Genomic DNA, 21,952 nt, shown 5'->3' on the forward strand with positions numbered 1-21,952 from the left:
AAAGGAAAAAGAGTTAGTCCCGTAAGCCCAAACCCAGGGTAAAATGAAGACTTACAACGTTTATATCTTTTCAAATAATTGCACTAAGGGATTTTATTCTTTAGCTAAACTCATTTTAGCAATATTTTTCCTAATATCTCTTGCTACAATTCAAAAATTAACCGCCGAAGGTTCAGGAGATTGGGGTACAGCCTCCAATCGTCAAAGTATGCTGTGGGTGCCAGCATCTGGCTCAGAAGTTTCAAGCTATAGAGTTAGAGGTTGCATGTTAACCCCTTCAACAGTCGCAGACTATAACCCAGGTCATAGACTTTATGTTTATGTAAAAAATGGAGAAACTGTGTTTTATGGCTTTCATAGGAATAGCTCTACTTCTGGAACAACTACTGTTTCTTGGTTTTATGACTCCTCTGACACCAGCTTTTTCCCAATGGCAACAGGGTCAAACAGAGTACAAATTAATTCAAATACATACAACTTTAGTGGCGCAGAAGCAACGGGGAAACCAGCTACAGCAAGTAGCGCGCATATAGGTCCAAGCCAAGTAACAGGTAGCGGATATACTGCATTCTCTTTTGTTAATAACACAGGAAGTGACCGAGCATTTTGGGTAGAACTTTCTACTTTTGGATTCAATATTGATTTTTGGGATATCACCGTAGCTTCAGGTACATCGGGATCTTACACAGAGCATAAGGGAAGAGTATATTCAAGGTTTTGGAGTATTGCCAATTCTAGAAGTAGTTCTACATCTACGGCACTTACCATTCTCAACAAAGGCCAAGCAGATGCTTATTCCTTTCATGAAGATTTTGGGTTCTTTGTTCCCATTGACAATACCTACACTACAGCTTCAGACGATTACTTTGTCAAACACATTCGGTTTCCTGGATCCTCTGGAGGCTGGACAAACTTCTTTGCCAACCAAGATGGACCTAGAAATACATTAAGCTACGAAGAAAACAGAAAATCCATCACCACAACTTCCACGAATAACTATCAGTATCCCCTTTTCATCAATGACCCTGACCCTAGTATCTGGAAGACCACAACGCCCCCTTCAGCTACCCTAGATATCGTGTACAGTGAAAAAGCACCTCCTGCCACTGGCGGTGAAGCTAATGTCAACATCAATATCAGTCTCCCAGCCATTGTAGATATCCTTATCGATATCAATGGAAATGGGGAATATGATGCAGATTCGGATGTGATACTTTCAGAAATTTATGAAAGCCCAGGTAATTACACCATTTACTGGAATGGAGAAGATGCCCATGGTGTAGAGTTACCTAGTGGCGGAGAGGTCAATTTTGTTGCTTCCGTGGCTTTTTTTCCGGTACATTTTCCCATTTACGACTTGGAGCAATGTTTGGGAATTCATGTGGACAATGTTCGCCCAGGTGACCCGGGGAAGGATTTTATCTTTTGGGATGATTCCTTGATTCCCCGAACTGGACTGACGCCTGCTGATAGCCCTCAGTCCATAGAAGTGAATGTCACAGGCTTGGAAAGTCCAGAACATATTTGGTGGGCTACTGGAGATAATGGCTTTAGTAACAATAAAACTATTAATACTTGGACTGCCTCTTTTTATAGAGTGGTGCAGCGCACAAGTGGGTTTACCTTCTTATCAATCTCTGGAAATGTTTTTGAAGACTTGAATGCTTTGCAAGACAATACAGTCAATGGTGCTGGAGTAAATATTGCTAACCTATATGCTGTCTTGATCAATGATTTAAATAATGTGGTCAGTTTTGCAACAGTTCAATCAGACGGTACATACGTGATCAATGATGTTCCTAATGGAACGTTCAGTATTATTATTACGACTGAGTTACCTACACTCAATGAGATTGCTCCTTCCATTATTCTCCCACTTTACTATGAAAGTACCGGGGAATTTCTAGGGTCAGGAGAAGGACATGATGGCACTCCAAATAGCATTTTACCCAATATATTGGTAGACAATGCTTCTTTGTCGAATGCCAATTTCGGAATTCGTCCTATTGAATATGACTTGATCGCAGGAAAGTCAGTATCAGCACTCAAACCTGAGGTTGGGGATCAGATTACTTTTACAATCACTGTGGAAAACAGTGGTTATAGCATTGCTACTGAAGTATTCTTAGAAGAAAATATGCCTGTAGGATATTCATATATTAGTCATACAGCCTCTCAAGGAACTTATGACCCACTTGCTAGTCCTGCAATCTGGGATATAGGAACACTTGGAAGTTGGGAAATGGCAACACTTACTATTGTTGTGGAAGTTTTGGATGCCGTTGATTATTTCAATTTTGTGGAAACATTTAGCAACAACGGCATCCCTGAAACCAGAGATGATAACAACTATGCCAGTGCTACAACTGAACCAATTTCTGAACTCCCAGTAGAATGGCTGAGATTTCAAGGAAAGCTCATTCATGAAACTATTCAACTCTCTTGGGCTACAGCCAAAGAGAGGTATAGTGATCATTTTATGATACAACGATCGCGTGATGTGAAAAATTGGGAGAATCTTGGGACAGTTTTAGCGCAAGGTTTTACAGAACAAATCACAGACTATGCTTGGACTGATGAAAACCCTTTGATTGGGTCTAATTTCTACCGGCTGATCCAATTTGACATGGATGGTAGCAATAGCTATTCCAAAGTTATCAGAGCTGACTTCAACCCTAATTGGGAAATCAAAGTGTACCCAAATCCTTTTGTAGAGCATTTATACATGCGGGGAAAAGACTTGGGTAAATTCAATTGGTCGTTAAGAGATTATACTGGTAGAATACTCCACGAAGGATCAATTAACCAATCAAGGAACGAAATAAAAATTGAGACTGCAAAGCTACAGTCTGGACTTTACTTTATCAAACTTGAAAACAACTCACAATCATACATTTACAAGTTGAAGAAAAACTAAAATCAATATACTTTTTAATGCATATAAAGTACATTTTTTAGTAAATAAAAAGCATAAAAAATTTCTCTTTTCAAATACTTGATATATCTTCGTGAGCCTTAGTAATTATTGAAAAACAATCACCCTAGTTTCAATAGTTATTCCATCACTGTATGATCAAAATTTTCAGGAAATTAAGCCTTGGTTTATCCCTAACCGTGGTTATGTTATGTGTTTTATTTGTGAACAATAGCTTTGGACAAACATGTCCTACCTGTACTCCAAATAGAAGTGAAACCCTACCAAATACAGGAACTTTAGCAAGTCCGACTAATGTAACATTTAATAATGCATCAGGAAATATCTTTAAATTTAGTGGTACAGGATTCTATTCATGGACTACAAATAACACTATATCCTTAAGAGGAATAATATTAGAACCTGGAGTTTATATGACTCTTGGGAGTAGGAATCAAGGAAATACAGAAGCCTTTAGCATTATCGGTGTAAGTGCAACAGATAGGGGCTGTATTATTGTCAAAAGTGGAGCAACATTAGATTTAGCGTGGATCTCAACATTAAAATATGTTGATGTATGTGTCGAAGATGGAGGTAAAATTATTTTTGACTCTGATGACGACAGAGATAACAATGCTCGAAATACTTATACCTTTGATGGTGTCACAATCAATCTTCAAGGACCTGATGCTAAGTTAGAATTTGGAGATGCAAATATCAATATTGTGAGTGGTTTAGATATTGTAGGCTGGACAGGTGACTTGGTATGCCCTTCAGGTAATTCACCAAACCCTTCTTCAACTGGGCAATCAGGCAATATTTCGTGGAATTCAGATACAGTAAATATCTGTGCAATTCTAAATTTTGGAGTCCTTCCAGTTGAATACCTCTCCTTCATAGTCAACCACATAGCAAATACCCGCAGCAACGAGATCAAATGGGTAACTGCATCTGAGAAAAATAACTCCCATTTTGTATTAGAAAGGTCTGTCAATGACATCAAATCATGGGTCGCTATTGGAGAAGTTGCTGGTGCCATCAATTCCGAAACACCTCAGGCATACAGCTATACAGATGAGCAACTCCCATTGGCGGGAGGAATGATCTATTACAGACTCAAACAAGTAGATCTTGAAGGTAAATATATTTACGGAGAAGTGATCGCAACAAGAGTAACTGGAATCAATTCATCAGCCACCTGGAGAGTCTATCCAAACCCCAGTACGGGGATTGATATCCATTTGGAACTAACCAATCAAGAGAAATATAAAGGGGAATCTATTGCTTTGAGACTGCTATCAGCTAATCCGCAGGTCAGTCAGCAACAAGTGACTGTAGATGATATTTCTAATCTTACAGAGGCACTGAGAGGAATTTCACAATCACTGAATAAAGGAGTAGCCATTCTAGAAATAATCTGGGGCGATCAAGTGGAACATATCAAACTGATAAAAAAATAAAATCATCAAGCTTATCGCTTGATGATTTTAAATGTCTCGACTCTATCTCCCCAAGAGATCTCTACCAAAAACAGTCCAGTGGGGATATTTTTAGTAATCGGACTAAGATCAATATTGTAAGGATCAGGACATATAGGTATGGAATGCAGGTAAGAGGTCTGACTTGTAATTAACCTCACGTAAATCTCCTCTCCTTGATATGCTGATGGATTTTGTAAAGAAACCTTTAAATTATCATCTAACAAAGGATTAGGAAAAAGCCTCCAAGAACTTGTACCTTCAACAATTGTATTAACATTAGCCATTACAACTTTACTAAAATCGAAAGATCCATCCAAATCAACCTGCTTTACCCTATAATAAACTCTAGTAGAGTTATTTGGTATTTGATTATCAATAAATCTATAATTTTTAACTTCAAAACTATATCCAGCGGCTGGAATGGAATCAATGATTTCAAACCTGTCGGCTTGATTTACGGATCTCTCGATTTCAAAGTGACTTGACTGCCATTCTTTCAGAGTAGACCAAATTAAGGAAGTGTTTTTTTGATCTGGAGAAGTTGAAATTGAGAAATCATGCCAAACAACTGGTAATTCAATAGGGACATTTACTAAAACTGTTCCAGCAGACCCGCTACATTTTGAATTTGAATAATCATTACATACATATGTAGACTCTAGAGCCGCTCCACCTTCATTTGGTCTCCAAAAAAATTGAGGATTTATTATAGAAAGATTAGTCCCACATTCCCATGTAAAAGTATCATATACTATCAGTTTGGTTTCAGTAGAGGTACTATTAAATGTCCCAACATATTGATTTATAAACACCTCTGTATTTCCTATTTTCAGCAAGCCTTGGAATCTAGAATTATATCTCGTAGCAGCAGCATTGAATTTATATGTCATTTCTAGTTTCACTTGAAAAGTTTCACCGTCTTGACACTGTGATACAGAATTTGATATTGGCAAACCCGTTGTGGCATCTACGAGTGTAAATCCTATTATTGTAATATCATTAGATGTGCAACTAAACGAACAATTCCTTAAATCAACGTCCTGACCACGAGAAAGCATTGCTGATGAAAACATCACCAATAAAACCAATATATATTTTATCACCTTCTTCATAGCTCTCTGAGATTTAGTGAAATGGAATCACATAAGAAAGAGAAGCATTCCTAAGTATTTATTGATTCAAAGATAGTGAAAAGAATTATATTTTGTTTATCAAATATATACTTTATTTTTATTCTGTTTTATGCTTATAAAAATGTCTGACAAATATCCAAAAATGCATTTGGTGACAAAGTTTGAACTAAATTTTGATACGAATGTAATTAGTCATAATATTAAAGTCCTTTTCCATTGAGCTTTTGGGTGTTAGGGGAGGTTTCGATTATTATTTATTGCTAGAAATCCAAAAGGTCAGTTCGAATCGTATTTGCTTATTCAAAAAAGCTAAACAGTTTATTTACAAAGAAATGTAAATATTTGCTTGTTTTATGAAATGCAAAATACTACCTTTGAAATGCAAATTAATAGTAACAACGCTTTTGCTATGAAAAAACTTTTACTAATCACCACTTTTACCATCAGCACTATACTTAGTGGTGTGAATTTATTTGGGCAATCGACTCCCAGAGATTGCGAAGAATGTAAACCAACAGGTAATAATAGACAGAATTTTGTGATTCTTGAAGCTTTTTTAAGTAATATCAATGGAGATAGACTCGATGTAAATAATTGTATCTCTGGAGAAACAATTTTCATTACTATTAATTATACATCAAGACAAGCTTTAGATAATCTAAAAATATTATCAAGTCTTCTTGTTCTTACCAATGTAGGAAATGAGGAACTTCTTGAATTTGATTTTGATTATTATGTAGCATTGGCACCTTCTGCTAACGGTTCTAATCCTGGCAAAATCACTATTCCGATCACTTTTCCTAATAATTTTACATTTGATTGCAAAGCTCAAAGACTTGAACTTCTCAATTCAAGAGGCTTTTGGTCAGCTAATAGTCGTCCAATTACAGATATTTGTGACTACCCTCCAGGACTATGCAATTTTTCAAATCAGCCAGTCATAGATGTTGGAGTAGATGGTTTTGTTTATGATTTTGATTTTGTTATTGAATGTTTAAATAGTTCGTCTGAAACTGTTGATGTTACTTTCTTTATTTCAGCATTAGCTGGAGGGACTAGACCACTTACAATTAATTGGAATATCCAAATAGACGGTACAAATTATACAGAATACCCAAATGGTGAGTTTTCTTTTACTGTCAGAGGACTAGATGGTGGAGAAACAATAAACCCTAATTTAGTAATAAATGGAAGGCCTTCTGACACAGGATTAAGTGACGAAGATATTACTGTACCATATATTTTTATTGCAACACCGAACTCTAAGGACAATGATACAAGTCAAGAGGTTCAACCTAATGGTTTTGCTACTGTTGAAATAGATAATCCAGAAAATTATACTTTTATTTGGAGAGATGATTTTGGTAATTTCTTTGATCCTGAGGACCCTACTTATCTTGATAAACTAGATGATGGGATATATAGGCTTACGATCATTGATAATGAAACGGGTTTATGTAGAGAGTATCAATTTCCCATAAATTCAAGAATTCTCCCAGTAGAACTTCTAAATCCAAATGCCAGATTCGAATCTTCTAACAAAACCTCCTTCCTCTCTTGGGCTACCGCCAAAGAAAACGCCAACTCCCATTTCGAAATCGAACGCTCTGACATAGGCATCAATGATTTCAGAAAAATTGGTGAGGTAGATGGAATGGGCTGGAAGGACACCGTCACAGAATACCAATTCATAGATGAAAAACTCCCACTCAGTGGTGGCAACTTATTCTACAGAATCAAGCAAGTAGACTTCGATGGAAAATACACTTACAGCAAGGTGCTTTCAGTAAGAGCTGAGGGCGTACAAGCAACTACTGGTGCCTGGAGGGCTTTCCCTAATCCCACACTTGGAGATCAGTTGAGGATTTCTCTTTTGGACAGAACCCAATACGGTGAAGAGCCAATTACTTTCAGGATCGTTCACCCTACTTTGGTCACTCAAGCGATCACGGTGAATTCTGAAAATGAAATGAATGATCAATTGGCAACTATAATTCCAAGAGCACCAAAAGGCGTCCTTGTAGTCGAAATCCAATGGGGACAAAAAGTAGAACATATCAAAGTACTCAAAAAATAAATACTCGTTCATAAATAAACAAAAAGGCTGCCTCGATATCGAGACAGCCTTTTTTTACATTTTAAATAAAGACCTGTCAGGTTTTAAATCCTGTTAGGTCTTTATTTATAAAATAATCGCTTAATTCAACTCCTTAGCCATCATTTCATCGACCTTGGCTTTTACTTTAGCACTTTGAGTATAAGCCATGTATAATTGCTGAAATTCTTGCTGAGATAATTTACTATCTTCTATCACTTGTTGGATCTCCGTTTGCATATCCTGCTGCATCCCCATTACTTTTTGACCCGCTTCATTGAACATTGCCATCTCTTCTGCACTTTCCGCTACATCTGTCAAATTACCTCCCTGCTGTGCTTGAGCCAATTCTTGAAAACGCTCTACAGTCAATCCCGAAGCTTCAATGGCTGCTAGCATGCCTTCTTGGGACTTCTCTTGGATGGGCATCAGCTCTAGATTAACTTTTACAAATTCCTTTAATTCAGAATCCTTGAAGTCTTCTTTGATTTCCATTTGAGTAGGCATTTGCTGCGCTAAAGCTGCAAATCCTAATAGGGCAAAAACAATAGAAAGGGTGAGAATTTTAGAAAATTGGTTTGTTAAATACTTCATCTTGGTAAGTTTTTGTTTATCGATAATGATAAAATTACAAAATCCTTACCGAATTCACATTTTTAGGAAGTTTTTTAAAGTTTATTAACAGTATTTTCTTTTATAAATTCAATTTATATTCAAATATAACAAATCACTTGGACTTTTCTTTCAAAGCCCATTTCATCAATGGCCCACTACTCATGCTTGTCACAATAGCCATGATGACCAAAGCAACAAACAATTTTTCATCAATCAGGCCATTCTCCAAAGCAATCAATCCTAGTATGATTTCCATTGCCCCTCTTGCATTCATCCCAAATCCAACAGCCAATGACTCCTTGACATTGAAACCTCCCTTATACGCCCCGAAACCACTCCCGACAATCTTACCAGCAAAGGAGATCGCCAACACCGCCAAGGTCAACATCAGTTCAAAATTGGTGAAGAAATTAATCTTCAAACCTATCGATACAAAGAATAAAGGCGCAAATATATTATTGATAAACTGATGGACAATTTCCTTAGCACGCTCTGACATGTGCTCTGAATCTCCTAATGCCACACCCAACAAAAACGCTCCAAAAATAGAATGAATACCCAGCCACTCTGTAAAAGCAGCAGCTAAGAAACAAAATGCCATAGACAGAGACAGCACTCCTCCAGGCCAAGCCAATTTCTTATTGACCCAAGGAAGCACCCTATTGATGATGATCTTGCCAAGCGTCAACATAAAGAATGTAAAGAGCAGGGTAACGCCTATCGTTTGCATCAAAGAAAGAGAACTCCCCTTTCCCATAAAGGATAAAATCACAGAGAAGATCAACCAACCGATGATATCATTGACCATGGCAGAAGCTACAATCAGCATCCCCATCTTGGTCTTGAAGAGATTCATATCCATTAAGATTCTGACGACTACTGGTAAGGCTGTAATAGACATGGCTGTCCCCATAAACAAGGAGAATAGCAACCTGTCCCCATCTGCTAAACCAAAGAAGCTAGAAAAGTAATAAGGAAATATAAAACCCAGCACAAATGGCACTACCAAGCCCAGCAAACTGATACTCAAGGCTGACTTTCCTTGAGACCAAACCAAATGCAACTCTACTTCCAAGCCAGCAATAAACAACAACAATACAACAGCAATCTGCACAAAGCCATCTAAGGCCAAGTTTGCACTTGGATTACTCGCAAATAGAAAATCAAATGCTCCTGGAAAAAACGTTCCCAGTATTGTAGGACCTAAAATAATTCCAGCTAGCAACTCCCCCACGACTGCGGGTTGATTGAATTTTTGGGCAATCTCAGCAAATACTCTTGCCAGCAATAGCATAGCTGCTAGCTGCAGAAATAGATTGACTACATCTTGATGTGATAAACTTTCCATATGTAGTCTCTATTTTTTTTTGATGATCAATAGGTTGCAGGGTAGGTCACTGAGGATATCCTCCAGGTCATGTGGAAAAATCCGATCAAAAAACCCTAGATTTCCCTCATCTCCTACGATCAACAGATCTGCACCAAAATCTGTAGCAAATCTAGCTAGCTCCACTGCCCATTTGCCACAGGTGATCTTGACATTCACACGCAAATCCCCTTTATCAATATTTTTTAGGATATTCTCTACATATGCTACTTCCTCTCCCACCAACTTTCTTCTGGTATTTGCCACTTCAGACTCTCCTCCCTCACCCGCAGTTGCCATTTGAAGACCATACATTTTGATTTCATTGACGACATAGACCTGCTTGGCTTGATCTTGCTGACACCACTCTATACCCTTTTGGATGACATAAGGCGTTTGTTCTTGTTGCGTACCGTTGATCACGACTTTTTCAAAAGGAGTAGGCTCCATCAGAGGGTCTACTAATGTCAAAACTGAGCATTTAGATTTACGAATGATTTTCCTCGCGATAGATCCTATATAATATTTAAAAAAGCCTTCTGTCTTCAAAGCACCAGCAACTAATAGGTCAACACCTTCTTGGTTACAGGTTTGAATAATCTTTTTGGCTGGATTTCCTGATTCCCAAACCACCTTTACTTTTTTAATGTCAACCTGATGCTTGTCCAGCATAAAATTCAGATTTTGCTCTAAGGTCGCGGTTTTCTCCCCCACATGGATCAATATCAATTCCGCTCCAAATAAATCCTTCAATCGCTTTGATTCACAGATCAATGCCTCCATTCGTGGAGAAAATGCCAATGCTAGTGCTATTTTCTTAAACATAACTTGCGCTTATAGATTGGGGAAAATACTAAAAAATCTCTCACTCTCCTAAAGTCCCAATTATCCAAGCAAATAATTAAACGAACCTCTATTCCATTTTTTTAGTTTTAATAATTGATTTCAATTTAATATCTTTAACTCATGCAGGCTTACGAATTTATCAACAATCTAATCCCCCCATTAAAAATGACAGACAATGCACAGAAGGCATTGGCTTGGATGGAGGAAATTAGACAGGATGTATTGCCTGTGGTAGACGAAGGGATTTTCAAAGGCTTAGTAACTGATGACTTGATTTATACTCTCAACAACCCAGAGCTAAAGATCGCTGATATCAGTCCTGAATCAGTGACTTGTTTTGTGTACCAAGACAAGCATATTTATGATGTCCTTCGGGTTGCAGCGGAACATCAGTCCAACATGGTTGCGGTATTGGACAGAGAGCAGCATTATCAAGGTGTCATCACCATGGAAGATGCCATTTCTGCTTTTGCTGAGAGTCTATCCATCCAATCTCAGGGAGCTGTGGTCGTATTGTCAATGTTTATGACTGACTACAGCATGTATGAAATCGCCAGAGTGATAGAATCTGAAAATGCCAAAATCCTATCCAGTTTCATATCTGTAGACCCACTTGACGATAGCAAGATCAAAGTCACCCTTAAATTAGATAAAACTGAGCTAAGACATATCAAAGCGACACTAGAAAGATTTGGCTACAGAATTTTAGATCATTATCAAGAAGAACAAGAACAAAGCAACGAGCAAGATAGAATCGGTAATCTACTGAGATTTTTGGACCTTTAAACCAGCACCTACATGAATATTGCTATCCATGGGATAGGCTTCCCAAAGGAATTTGTACCCCATGTCAAAGAGCTTATTGCAAGCCTACAAGAGCATGATGTAAAGATATTTTTTACAGAAGCTTTCTCAAAATCGCTAAAAAAACATCAAGTCAAAATCGATTCCTACGAACCACTCCTTCCTAAATCAATTGTTTCAGAGATGGATTTTATCCTTTCTGTCGGTGGGGATGGCACATTATTGGACACTGTCTGTCTAGTAGGAAGTCACGAGGTACCCATAGTAGGAATCAACTCTGGAAGATTAGGCTTCTTAGCTACGGTAGCAAAAGAGGCAATCCAAAAAGCTGTGAAAAGCTTGATAAACCGCGAGTATGCCATCGAAAAAAGAACCCTAGTTTCCGTACATACCGAAAAACAACTTTTCAATGGAGTCAATTTTGGTCTCAATGAATTTACCATACATAAGAGAGACACATCTTCCATGATCACCATACACACTTACATCGATGGACAATACCTCAACTCCTATTGGGCAGATGGCTTGATTGTAGCCACGCCTACTGGCTCCACAGGATACTCCCTGAGCTGCGGTGGTCCATTGATCAGCCCAGGAGCAAGAAACTTCGTGCTAACGCCCGTGAGCCCACACAACTTGAACGTAAGACCGATGATCATCTCAGATGAGTGTGAAATCAGCTTCAAAGTAGAAGGTAGAGGAGAAAAATTCTTAGTTTCTTTGGACTCAAGATCGACAACCATAGACGCTAGCGACGAACTCAAAGTAAAAAAAGCTATATTTTCAGCTTGCTTGGTTAAATTCCCAGGCTATCACTTTTTCGATACACTCAGGCAAAAGCTAAACTGGGGCTTTGATATGAGGAATTAGGGATCTTATGAAAATAGAAGAATTATAATCTAATCCACGCAATAATTTAAATGTGCTTATGGATAAATCTGATTATACGCTTCTTTGCCAGTAACTTCAATCCATTGGCTCTATAGGTTGCTAATGGTCAATATCCATAAATATCCAATATCAATTAATATCGGAAATTAGGTAAATCGGAATTTTGTAATGTTACTGGCAAAGTTCCGTATATCCATATTGATAAAATCAGCTATTGGTTGATACTTGATCCTAATAGATGACTTGTTCCGATTTTTCGGAATTGATTCAATCGATTCAATCATTCAGATGACAATGGGATATTTAGAAAATTTATAAGAGTGACTTCACTTTTCGGTAGGTGGTCCACAGGATTCTCAAAAGCAAATAATTATTTAACCCTAAATTTCTCAATTGCCTCTGCCAAAAGAATCAAATCAGCCTCTTCATGCCAAGCTGATAAAACAATCCTATGAATAGGCTGATCGGAAGGTCTAGGGTATGGAAAGGATGAAACTATAAATTGATGGGCGAACAAATAACTCACCAAATCAGCCTCTTTAAAACTAAAAACAGGAAAATCCTTTGCTGATGTAAAAAGAGACATGTCACGAGTCAAATCCTTGAATAATTTAACATGGGATCGAAGCTTATAGAATTGTGCTGAATACAAAGCTAGAGCCCTTCGAAATACCGATAAATAAGCTGGAGGTGGAGGAGAAGCACCTCTGAAAATCACTTGTGATGACAATTCCTGCATGGACTCCTGATTGCCCAATACAATTCCAGCTGGCAAACCCAAACCCTTACCAAGAGAGCCTGACACAAATAGCCGAACAGGCAAATCTTTCCAAAGAGCGTAAGTCCCAAAAATTCCGTCTCCAACCAACCCAAAAGCATGGCTATCATCAATCAAAAGCGTATATTGATTCCCTTTTGGTAATTGACTCATCCAAGAAAAATCATGGATTTCTGGTTTCAATGCATCCACAGCATTCGCAAGGATTAAAATGCTTTTGTTCTGATACTGATTAGCATATTCTTGAATAGCGTTTATCCAGTCTTTTGCTTTGCCATAAATTTTTCCTGTCAGGCCATTCGGCAAAACAGCTGGATGGGTATCAGGTGCAATAAAGACAGCGTCAGCATCCTTTTCCAAATAAGAAATCACTGCATAACCTGCCAAAAAACCACTGCTAAATACCAATGCTCGCTCTGCCCCTGCTTTATGAGCAAAGTAGCTTTCAAACGCATCATAAATACCCAATCTGACATTGTTGACCCTACTCAGTCCATGATTCAAACCAAGATGATCCATTTCTTCCTTAAGCAGACTTCGAAACTCATCTACAGCCTGCATCCCTAAATAGGATGTACCACTAAAATAAAGGTATTTTGTACCTTCATTTCGAATAACACGGCCAATGGGTTGATTGAGGTATAATGGATCCATATCGGGATGAAGTTAAAAAATAATAGGCATAAAAAAACCCTCAATTGCTTGAGGGTTTTTTTGAAAGAGTTTTATCAAGATTAATTGAAGATATACCTTACACCAAATTGCATTCTCCAAACTTGAGAAAGATTCAAGTTTTGTCTATATGTTTCAGTAGGCAATTCGTTTCTATCAAGATTCATTCTGTATTGAGGCTCACCATTTGCATTTCTACCAGCATACTGAAGCAATGTAGCAGCATTAGTAAGTTTACCAACGCCCCACTCAGAGTTGATCATGTTACCAGCATTCAAAATATCCAAACTTACCTGAAGAATATTTGATTTACCATTAACATCTAATTTGAAATCTTGAAGTACTCTGAAATCAAATCTATGTAACCAAGGTTGTTTAACACCATTTCTTTCAGCATACATACCTCTTCTTGAGCTTAAATATTTATCTTGATCAATGAAAGCAAAGAAGGCATCAGACTGCTGTTGAGCAGTAAACCTGACTTGTCCTTGAGAAACAATATCTAAGAAATTTATTTCTGATGGGTCTGCTGGAACATAAATCAATCTTGCATCATTATCACCAGCCATGTTACCACCTGTGACATAGTTGAATCTTCCTTGCTCTCCACCTTCATAGAATAAAGAAAGATGCGTCTTAAAAATCCCACCATATTCAAATGACTTGGAGATAGTCGAAATAATTCTGTTAGGCTGATCAAATCTTGTCCAGCTCATTTCAGGAGCATTTCTATTAAACTGAACATTAGATGTCCACAAAGAACCAGCTGTAGAACCACCTGTCAATCCAGGGTCTTTAGCAACAGATCTCGTGTAAGCTGCCATGAAATACATACCATTCTCCCAAGTTTTTTGTATCTGACCCATCAAAGAAGCATAATAACCTTGATTTGTATTGGTCAAATAAATTGCTTGAGTAAACGGTGCATTGATTCTTTGGTTTGTCCAGTAAGGCCTTTGGTCAGGACCATTGAAAAACCCAGTTGGTTGAGGTAAATTCACATTTACAGGCAAAACATTATTAATATCTTTAGTATAAATACCTTCCAATGTTGCAACCCAGCCATTTCCCAACACTTTATCAGCAGCAATGTTAGTTCTCCAGACTTGAGGAAATCTAAAATTTGGATCGGTTCCTGCCACGTCTCCTGATGGTGCACTTGGAGTTGGGTTTTCAGGCTTATAAACATTAACATCAGGATTAAAAGGTCTAGGGTTTGAGTCAAAACCATTTCCTTGTATAACTTCAAAACCTCTTAATATTCCATTGTTATTTACTTGATTAGAAATCCAAACAAAAGGTATTCTACCTGTAAAGACACCTGTTCCACCACGTACTTGTAAAGTTCTGTCACCATTAACATCCCAGTTAAATCCTATTCTTGGAGACCACAAAGGTCTAGCTGAAGGAAGCTTTGATACATCAATAGATACAGGAGAAAAATCTCTTGGATCTCTGAATGTAAAATTCTCAATTGCAGGGTTAGCAGCCAATTGTATTGGATAAAATTGGATATCTCCTCTGATACCAAATGTCAATTTTAATTGTCTAGTAGCTTGCCATTCATCTTGTATATATAAACCAAACTGACCAAAAGCTGTTTCGTCAACTGCAGGCCTTGTAGGATCGTCGCCAAAAGCAAACCCTTGAATAAAACCAATAGGCTGAACAGTAGGGTCTCTATCAATTACAGCAGACACAAAATCGTTATAACTACCATATCTATAAACTCCATTAAAGAATCTATTAAAGGCATTCTCGAATTGCATGTACTCTAAATTCAAACCCGCAGTGTACGTATGGTTTCCTTTAAAGAAAGTGAAATTATTAGTAATATTTAATGTTCTGTTTTTAACCTGATTTGCGATTGAAAAAAGCTCATTACCCATAGTCATATAATATTGACTACCTTCTATTACCTCAATCATTGGAAATGTTTGCCCTCCAGGAATCCCTCTTTCACTTACAAAATTCGTATAACCGATATTCAAACTATTTGTTGCATTATTACTAATTCTAGTTGATATTTCTGCAACAATTGATTGAGTCTTATCATCCGTTGTATAATTAGAATTTCTAAAACCCATAGCTTGAAGAGAATTCCTGTTTCCAAATCCTCCAGGTAAAGCGTTGGAAGTGCTTGAACCATTCAAGAAAGAATCGTCTGAGGATGTATATTGATTGAATCTAAGTGCAATTTTCGTTTTTTCACTTAGATTATAATCTAATCTAAAGTTTAATCTAAGTATTTCTTGTCCAAAACCGTAATTCTCATACTCCCCTGGATCATAGCCATAATTATCAATCAAACTTTGTCTAACAAAATCCAATTCCGTCGCAGGGACTCTTGTAATTCTATCACCAGTTAATCCTGGACGAGCAGCTAAATTCTGTTGTCCTGGTCTTGTAGAAACGTCACTTTCAACATTTGCAAAGAAGAATAATTTATTCTTAATGATTGGACCTCCCACTCTAAAACCAAAAATTCTAGAATCAAATTCTTGACCACTCAATTCATTATCTCCAATTCTACTACCTTGATAATCTTGGTTTCTAGTTAAAAAATACGCAGATCCTTTGAACTCGTTAGTACCCGACCTAGTAATTGCATTTACATTAGCTCCAGTAAAACCTCCTTGTCTAACATCATAAGGAGCAAGGTTTACTTGAACTTCTTCAATAGCATCCAATGATAAAGGGTTACCACCAGCAAATTGATCACTCCCTAATCCAAAGTTATTATTGTAAATGTTACCATCAATTGTGTAGTTATTAAACCTATTGTCTCTACCAGCAAAAGAAGTACCGTTAGATTGAGGGGTCATTCTAGTAAAGTCATTAATACCTCTACTGATTGTTGGTAAGCTATTTATTCTCTCTGCTGTTAGGTTGATTCCAGCACCTGTTCTATCGGCGTTCATGATGCCATCCTTACTAGCACTAACTTCTATGGCTTCCAATTCAACACCATCAGCCAAAACAGCATTTAATGAATAATTTTGCCCAAGACCAAGGGTAATACCTTCATAACTTCTTGTATCAAATCCAACGAAAGATACAGAAACAGTGTATGGCCCACCAACTCTCAAGTTAGGAAGCACAAATCTGCCCTCTAAATTAGAAACTGCCCCATATCTTGTACCAGATGGGGTGTGAATCGCAACGACATTCGCTCCAGGTAATGTCTCACCTGTGTTATCCGTCACTATACCCGAGATAGTGGCGGTTGTAACACCTTGCGAAAACACAAGACCCGTACTGAATACGAGCATTGCTATCGCAAATAAACTCTTAAGTAATGATTGCCTCATAATTTTTGTTTTTTGTGGAAAATTTTAGAATTACAGTTTTAGGATTTACTTAGTTTTTCCAAGTACAAATGTATACCACTTAGACAAGTTTTCTTTTTTGTAATTGTTAAGTTTTAACATTTATTCACAATAATACTTAACAATTTCTTAACATTGAAAAAAGAAGGAAATTTTCTTTTTGCCTGAAATTTTACATTTCAAACGGTTTAAACCCACGAATTACCCACTTATACTGAAATTAACTTCTTTGATCTATTTCAGTGTTAAGTTTTCTTTAACTCAATGTTAACACAAAATTGGACTCAAAAAACCCAAAAATATTTGGCTATATTTCCACTTTAAACCTCAATTAAAACGAGCCAATTCATGCGAAATAAAAATATCCTTTGGTTGTATATATTTCTTCTCGTTGCCGTGATTGATCTCTTTTTTACAGCAGAAGGGAATTCAGAATTTAGAATATACAGCAAACCATTGATTATCTTGTCATTAGGATTTTACTTTTGGCAAATCAGTAAAAATGTCGCAGGCACCCTGATCCGGAAAGCCATGTTAGGTGCATTGATATTTTCTTGGTTGGGTGATGTACTCTTACTTTTTCCATATCTTTTTCTCTACGGCTTGGGAGCATTCTTGATGGCGCATGTATGTTTTATCATCAGTTTCAAGATAAGCCAAGAAAAACCTTTTGAAATTGGTCAGGTCAATTTCATCAAACTATTTCTATACAACCTTCCTATTTATATCCCCGCTGGGATAGCCTACTTCCTGATCAATCCAGGATTGGGAGAATTCAAAATCCCAGTAGTGATCTATATCTTAATTATCGTCACCATGGTCACGACAGCCAGAGAGCGATTTGGGAAAACAAATGCCTCCAGCTTCTGGCAAGTTTTTATTGGTGCATTTACCTTCATGATTTCAGATGGTATACTAGCAATCAATATGTTTTACAAGCCCTTCCCTGAGGCTCCCGTGCTCGTGATGGGCACTTATATACTCGCTCAACTATTGATTATAATGGGTATCAGGGCGCATTACCTAAAAGGTTGAAATTAGGTCAAAAGACTTTAAATCTGGAAAACTAAGCTCAGGTGACTATTATGAAGTGGTAGGATTTAATCAAGATACCATCTTGATATTCACCGAAGAAGTTGAAGGAAAAGAATATGTACTCCATTATGTGAAAATCGAATAAGCGTATACACAGAAGCCTGCCAGATTTCAAAAATCTAGAAGGCTTCTGTCAATTTCTTGCAAACTAATGCTACTCCTTCTTCAAAGCCAAAGCAATTGACAATTCCTTCAATTGCTCCTCAGCAATGGTACTCGGAGAATCGATCATCACATCTCTACCTGAATTATTTTTCGGGAAAGCGATGTAATCTCTGATCGAATCTGAGCCACCAAAAATCGCACAGAATCTATCAAAACCAAAGGCGATACCTCCATGTGGCGGCGCACCGTATTCAAAGGCTTCCATCAAGAAGCCAAACTGCTTCTGTGCTTCTTCATCAGAAAAACCGAGATGCTTGAACATCAACTGCTGAGTAGGTCGATCATGAATCCTAATAGAACCGCCACCGATCTCTACGCCATTAATCACCAGATCATAGGCATTGGCCCTTACAGCTCCTGGATCGGTTTCAAGCAAAGGAATATCTTCTTTCTTCGGTGAAGTAAATGGATGGTGCATCGCATGGTAGCGCTGTGTTTCTTCGTCCCATTCCAAAAGCGGGAAATCAACAACCCAAAGCGGCTTGAATACATTTCTATCTCTCAATCCCAATTCTTCTCCCATCTTCAGACGAAGCTCAGACATTTGCTTGCGAGTAGTTTTAGCATCTCCAGAAAGCACTAAAATCAAATCTCCAGCTTTTGCATTGGCTTTTTCTGCCCATGCTTTCAAATCTTCTTGTGTGTAAAACTTATCTACAGAAGACTTGAACGTTCCGTCTTCATTACACTTCACATATACTAGGCCTTTTGCACCAATCTGAGGTCTTTTCACCCAATCCGTCAAGGCATCTATTTGCTTTCTAGTATACTCACCCGCCCCTGTAGCACATATCCCAACGATCAATTCTGCCTGATCAAATATGGTAAAACCTTTACCTTGTGCGAGTTCATTAAGTTCTACAAACTTCATATCAAACCTCAAGTCAGGCTTGTCATTACCATAATACTTCATGGCATCGGCAAATGTCATTCGCTCCACACCACCCAATTCAATTCCTTTTACATGGGTGAAAAGGTGACGAACCAAGCCTTCGAAAGTATTTAAGATATCTTCTTGATCTACAAAAGACATCTCACAATCTATCTGTGTAAACTCAGGCTGCCTGTCGGCTCTCAAGTCTTCATCTCTGAAACACTTCACAATCTGAAAATAACGATCAAAACCACTGACCATTAATAGCTGCTTGAAGGTCTGTGGAGATTGTGGAAGAGCATAGAACTCACCCGGATTTACCCTCGAAGGCACTACAAAATCTCTAGCTCCTTCAGGGGTAGACTTGATCAATACTGGCGTTTCTACTTCTATGAAGCTCTGAGCATCCATGTATTTCCTAGTCTCCTGCATCATGCGATGTCTCAATTGTAGTTTTTCGCGGACTACATTTCTTCTGAGATCCAAGTACCTATATTTCATTCTCAATTCATCGCCACCGTCCGTCTCATCTTCTATGATAAATGGCGGAACTTTAGCAGCATTCAATACCTCCAAAGCACTAGCTTTGATTTCAATGTCTCCTGTAGGTAGCTTATCATTCTTAGAAGTACGTTCTATGACTACTCCTGTCGCTTGCACCACAAATTCACGACCCAAGCTCGCTGCTTTTTCTAGAAGAGCTTTGTCTGTAGATCCTTCTTCAAAAATCAACTGCGTCACACCATATCGGTCTCTCAGGTCTAGCCAGATCAAACCTCCCTTATTTCGGACACGTTGTACCCAGCCAGCTAGGGTTACTTCTTTATTGACATCTGCGAGGCGCAATTCCCCACAAGTATGAGTTCTAAGCATGTTTTTGGAATCTTTTTTTAAAGCGACAAAGATAAGTAAAATATACAGCAAGCTAAATCAAACGTTGATTTTCGATAGCTCCACTCGGTTAAAATCATACAATTCTAAACCCAATGGCAAGAAATACGCTACTCAATATTGCTGTTGCAATGATATGAATAATTTAAAAAAAATAAGGCTCTAAAATTAGAAATTCACTAACAAACAGCCGTTTCCAATAAATTTTCAATAAAAATCGACACATCAGAAAATGAATTACAATCAGCTCCGTTTCATCATTAGATTAATGTAAGTTTTGATAGCATTATTGCTTTGTGCATTTCCTGCTCAAAACAGCCATCAAAAGATTTGGAAATTGACTGAAATTTAAATTCCTTTGGAGATCAAGAACCCGACAAATACAAAATAAACATGCGAAAAAAATGGATTGGTGCCGCGCTATTGACGCTGGCTCTGGGAGGAGGATTTTATTTTACATGGGATCGAATAGACTTCAGGCATCAAAAAGAAGAAGTCATCGTAGAAAACTTTGAAGAAGAAATGCAGGAAGACCTCCTGCTTTATGGTATCAATATCAATGAACTGGACGTAATAGAAGGAATCGTTGGAAAAAACCAAACCCTTTCCACGCTACTAGCTCCTTTCAATGTTCCCTATCAGATCATAGACGAAATTGCTAGGAAGTCCAAAGATATTTTTGACGTAAGAAAAATAGCCTTCAACAAAAAATTCACTGTTTTAACTGGAAGAGATTCCTCACAAGCTCAATTTTTCATTTATGAGCCAAATCCATCTGAATATGTAGTATTCAAGCTCGATGAAGTAGAAATCTACAAGGAAGAAAAACCAGTAGAACTTAGAAAAGTTGAACTGGGAGGTGAAATAGACCATAGCTTATCTGTCAATATGAATCAGCTTGGAATCACCAATGACCTCGTTGATCAATTTGCGGATCTTTACGGCTGGTATGTAGATTTCCAAAAATTGCAGAAAGGTGACAAGTTCAAAGTGGTCTATCACGAAAAAGTCGTAGAAGGAAATGTAGTAGGCATCACAGATATAGAAGCTGCATATTTTGAACACAAGGGAGAAAGCTATCATGCAATTCCTTTTGAGCAAAATGGAGAAACGAGCTTCTTCGATCAAGAAGGCAATAGCTTCAAAAAAGCTTTCCTAAGAGACCCACTCAAATACACCAGAATCAGCTCTAGATACAATCTCAACAGATACCACCCTGTACAAAAGCGCTACAAACCACACTTAGGCACAGACTATGCCGCACCGACGGGAACCGAAATCAGAACTGTAGGTGACGGAACAGTAGTCGAGGCAAGATATACCAGTGCCAATGGCAATTATGTTAAAATCAAACACAACGGCACTTATACTACGCAATACTTGCACATGTCCAAAATCGCTTCGGGAATGAAGCCAGGCGCAAGAGTCAAGCAAGGACAAGTCATCGGCTATGTAGGTGCTACTGGACTTGCTACTGGACCACACCTTTGTTTTAGATTTTGGAAAAATGGGAAGCAAGTAGATTGGCTTCAGGAAAAAATCCCACCTTCCGACCCAATTCTCCCAGCCAATAGAATGGCCTTCGATCAAGTAAAATTCGATAAACTTCAACTGCTAGCCAATATCCCAATCAGCTACCCGGCTGATAAACTAGTCGCTGAAAATTAAGATCATAAAAAAAAGCCACCCGAAACAGGTGGCTCTTTATTTTTCTACAGGTTAGGGATCTTAAGCTTATGGGTGATTATTCACCTGTATAAGACTTCTATTTCTTCAAACTTCCGCGTCATGTATTTCTTACAGAGCACTTTGGGTTCTATATTTCTTTGTACATCGTACTTGATACATCATGCTTGGTACTAGGTACTTTATACATCTTATTTAGTTTTTAATCTCTCAATTACTTTCTCAACTTCAATTCTGTTCTTCTGTTTTCTTGGTGTTGTGCTTCTGTGCAGTCTCCGCAGTCGTGAATCGGTCTTGTCTTGCCAAACCACTCTGAG

14 protein-coding genes are annotated in these 21,952 nt (G+C 37.9%); 7 read left to right on the forward strand and 7 right to left on the reverse strand.

The window, feature by feature from the left end:
- The first annotated feature begins 43 nt into the window (after positions 1-43).
- Together BW935_RS10940 and BW935_RS10945 are read left to right on the forward strand one after the other, a co-directional pair.
- Positions 44-2,917 carry a T9SS type A sorting domain-containing protein gene (locus tag BW935_RS10940; RefSeq protein WP_084565937.1) on the forward strand — a complete coding sequence of 958 codons (2,874 nt, stop codon included), beginning with the start codon at positions 44-46 and terminating at the stop codon, positions 2,915-2,917.
- A gap of 152 nt (positions 2,918-3,069) precedes the next feature.
- Positions 3,070-4,374, forward strand: coding sequence for a T9SS type A sorting domain-containing protein (locus BW935_RS10945; protein ID WP_076501406.1), 1,305 nt, complete (start codon positions 3,070-3,072; stop codon positions 4,372-4,374).
- 11 nt (positions 4,375-4,385) lie between these two features.
- Here the strand turns inward: BW935_RS10945 and BW935_RS10950 are convergent, their stop codons facing one another.
- Complete coding sequence (locus BW935_RS10950) at positions 4,386-5,507, reverse strand: fibronectin type III domain-containing protein (RefSeq protein ID WP_139325537.1); 1,122 nt, start codon at positions 5,505-5,507, stop codon at positions 4,386-4,388.
- Positions 5,508-5,937: 430 nt separating this feature from the next.
- Here BW935_RS10950 and BW935_RS10955 point away from each other — a divergent pair, with 430 nt between their 5' ends.
- Positions 5,938-7,605, forward strand: coding sequence for a hypothetical protein (locus BW935_RS10955; RefSeq protein WP_139325538.1), 1,668 nt, complete (start codon positions 5,938-5,940; stop codon positions 7,603-7,605).
- 120 nt (positions 7,606-7,725) lie between these two features.
- Here BW935_RS10955 and BW935_RS10960 read toward each other — a convergent pair whose 3' ends face one another.
- The 3 genes from BW935_RS10960 to BW935_RS10970 form a co-directional block, all read right to left on the reverse strand.
- A complete protein-coding gene (locus tag BW935_RS10960; RefSeq protein WP_076501411.1) occupies positions 7,726-8,217 on the reverse strand; it encodes a DUF4168 domain-containing protein in 492 nt (163 codons plus the stop codon).
- 133 nt (positions 8,218-8,350) lie between these two features.
- Entirely contained in the window at positions 8,351-9,586 is a 1,236-nt protein-coding gene (locus BW935_RS10965) for a cation:proton antiporter (RefSeq protein ID WP_076501413.1), read from the reverse strand.
- 9 nt (positions 9,587-9,595) lie between these two features.
- Positions 9,596-10,429: a universal stress protein gene (locus tag BW935_RS10970; RefSeq protein ID WP_076501414.1), complete on the reverse strand. Its 834-nt coding sequence runs from the start codon at positions 10,427-10,429 to the stop codon at positions 9,596-9,598.
- A gap of 141 nt (positions 10,430-10,570) precedes the next feature.
- On the opposite strand from BW935_RS10970, the gene BW935_RS10975 reads away from it, so the two are divergent.
- Together BW935_RS10975 and BW935_RS10980 are read left to right on the forward strand one after the other, a co-directional pair.
- Positions 10,571-11,236, forward strand: coding sequence for a CBS domain-containing protein (locus tag BW935_RS10975; protein ID WP_076501416.1), 666 nt, complete (start codon positions 10,571-10,573; stop codon positions 11,234-11,236).
- 12 nt (positions 11,237-11,248) lie between these two features.
- Positions 11,249-12,124, forward strand: a complete 876-nt coding sequence (locus BW935_RS10980; protein ID WP_076501418.1) for an NAD kinase — start codon at positions 11,249-11,251, stop codon at positions 12,122-12,124.
- Positions 12,125-12,515: 391 nt separating this feature from the next.
- Here BW935_RS10980 and BW935_RS10985 read toward each other — a convergent pair whose 3' ends face one another.
- Entirely contained in the window at positions 12,516-13,577 is a 1,062-nt protein-coding gene (locus BW935_RS10985) for an aminotransferase class I/II-fold pyridoxal phosphate-dependent enzyme (protein WP_076501419.1), read from the reverse strand.
- 80 nt (positions 13,578-13,657) lie between these two features.
- Entirely contained in the window at positions 13,658-16,906 is a 3,249-nt protein-coding gene (locus BW935_RS10990; protein ID WP_076501421.1) for a TonB-dependent receptor, read from the reverse strand.
- Positions 16,907-17,272: 366 nt separating this feature from the next.
- Between BW935_RS10990 and BW935_RS10995 the strand changes: the two genes are divergently transcribed.
- The gene (locus BW935_RS10995) at positions 17,273-17,959 is read left to right on the forward strand and encodes a lysoplasmalogenase (RefSeq protein WP_076501422.1); all 687 of its coding nucleotides are present in this window, start codon (positions 17,273-17,275) and stop codon (positions 17,957-17,959) included.
- Positions 17,960-18,173: 214 nt separating this feature from the next.
- Here BW935_RS10995 and aspS read toward each other — a convergent pair whose 3' ends face one another.
- Positions 18,174-19,931 carry an aspartate--tRNA ligase gene (gene aspS / locus BW935_RS11000; protein ID WP_076501424.1) on the reverse strand — a complete coding sequence of 586 codons (1,758 nt, stop codon included), beginning with the start codon at positions 19,929-19,931 and terminating at the stop codon, positions 18,174-18,176.
- 411 nt (positions 19,932-20,342) lie between these two features.
- Between aspS and BW935_RS11005 the strand changes: the two genes are divergently transcribed.
- Positions 20,343-21,617, forward strand: a complete 1,275-nt coding sequence (locus BW935_RS11005) for a peptidoglycan DD-metalloendopeptidase family protein (protein ID WP_076501425.1) — start codon at positions 20,343-20,345, stop codon at positions 21,615-21,617.
- Positions 21,618-21,952 lie beyond the last annotated feature (335 nt).

The sequence above is a fragment of the Belliella pelovolcani genome (assembly GCF_900156785.1).
Taxonomy (GTDB): domain Bacteria; phylum Bacteroidota; class Bacteroidia; order Cytophagales; family Cyclobacteriaceae; genus Belliella; species Belliella pelovolcani.

What these genes read in the sequence shown, in the direction of transcription:
- BW935_RS10950 (WP_139325537.1), bottom strand. Translation starts at nt 5,507, where the DNA reads ATGAAGAAGGTGATAAAATATATATTGGTTTTATTGGTGATGTTTTCA.
- BW935_RS10970 (WP_076501414.1), bottom strand. Translation starts at nt 10,429, where the DNA reads ATGTTTAAGAAAATAGCACTAGCATTGGCATTTTCTCCACGAATGGAG.
- BW935_RS10940 (WP_084565937.1), top strand. Translation starts at nt 44, where the DNA reads ATGAAGACTTACAACGTTTATATCTTTTCAAATAATTGCACTAAGGGA.
- BW935_RS10960 (WP_076501411.1), bottom strand. Translation starts at nt 8,217, where the DNA reads ATGAAGTATTTAACAAACCAATTTTCTAAAATTCTCACCCTTTCTATT.
- BW935_RS10985 (WP_076501419.1), bottom strand. Translation starts at nt 13,577, where the DNA reads ATGGATCCATTATACCTCAATCAACCCATTGGCCGTGTTATTCGAAAT.
- BW935_RS10945 (WP_076501406.1), top strand. Translation starts at nt 3,070, where the DNA reads ATGATCAAAATTTTCAGGAAATTAAGCCTTGGTTTATCCCTAACCGTG.
- BW935_RS10995 (WP_076501422.1), top strand. Translation starts at nt 17,273, where the DNA reads ATGCGAAATAAAAATATCCTTTGGTTGTATATATTTCTTCTCGTTGCC.
- BW935_RS10980 (WP_076501418.1), top strand. Translation starts at nt 11,249, where the DNA reads ATGAATATTGCTATCCATGGGATAGGCTTCCCAAAGGAATTTGTACCC.
- BW935_RS10975 (WP_076501416.1), top strand. Translation starts at nt 10,571, where the DNA reads ATGCAGGCTTACGAATTTATCAACAATCTAATCCCCCCATTAAAAATG.
- BW935_RS10990 (WP_076501421.1), bottom strand. Translation starts at nt 16,906, where the DNA reads ATGAGGCAATCATTACTTAAGAGTTTATTTGCGATAGCAATGCTCGTA.
- BW935_RS11005 (WP_076501425.1), top strand. Translation starts at nt 20,343, where the DNA reads ATGCGAAAAAAATGGATTGGTGCCGCGCTATTGACGCTGGCTCTGGGA.
- BW935_RS10955 (WP_139325538.1), top strand. Translation starts at nt 5,938, where the DNA reads ATGAAAAAACTTTTACTAATCACCACTTTTACCATCAGCACTATACTT.
- BW935_RS10965 (WP_076501413.1), bottom strand. Translation starts at nt 9,586, where the DNA reads ATGGAAAGTTTATCACATCAAGATGTAGTCAATCTATTTCTGCAGCTA.
- aspS (WP_076501424.1), bottom strand. Translation starts at nt 19,931, where the DNA reads ATGCTTAGAACTCATACTTGTGGGGAATTGCGCCTCGCAGATGTCAAT.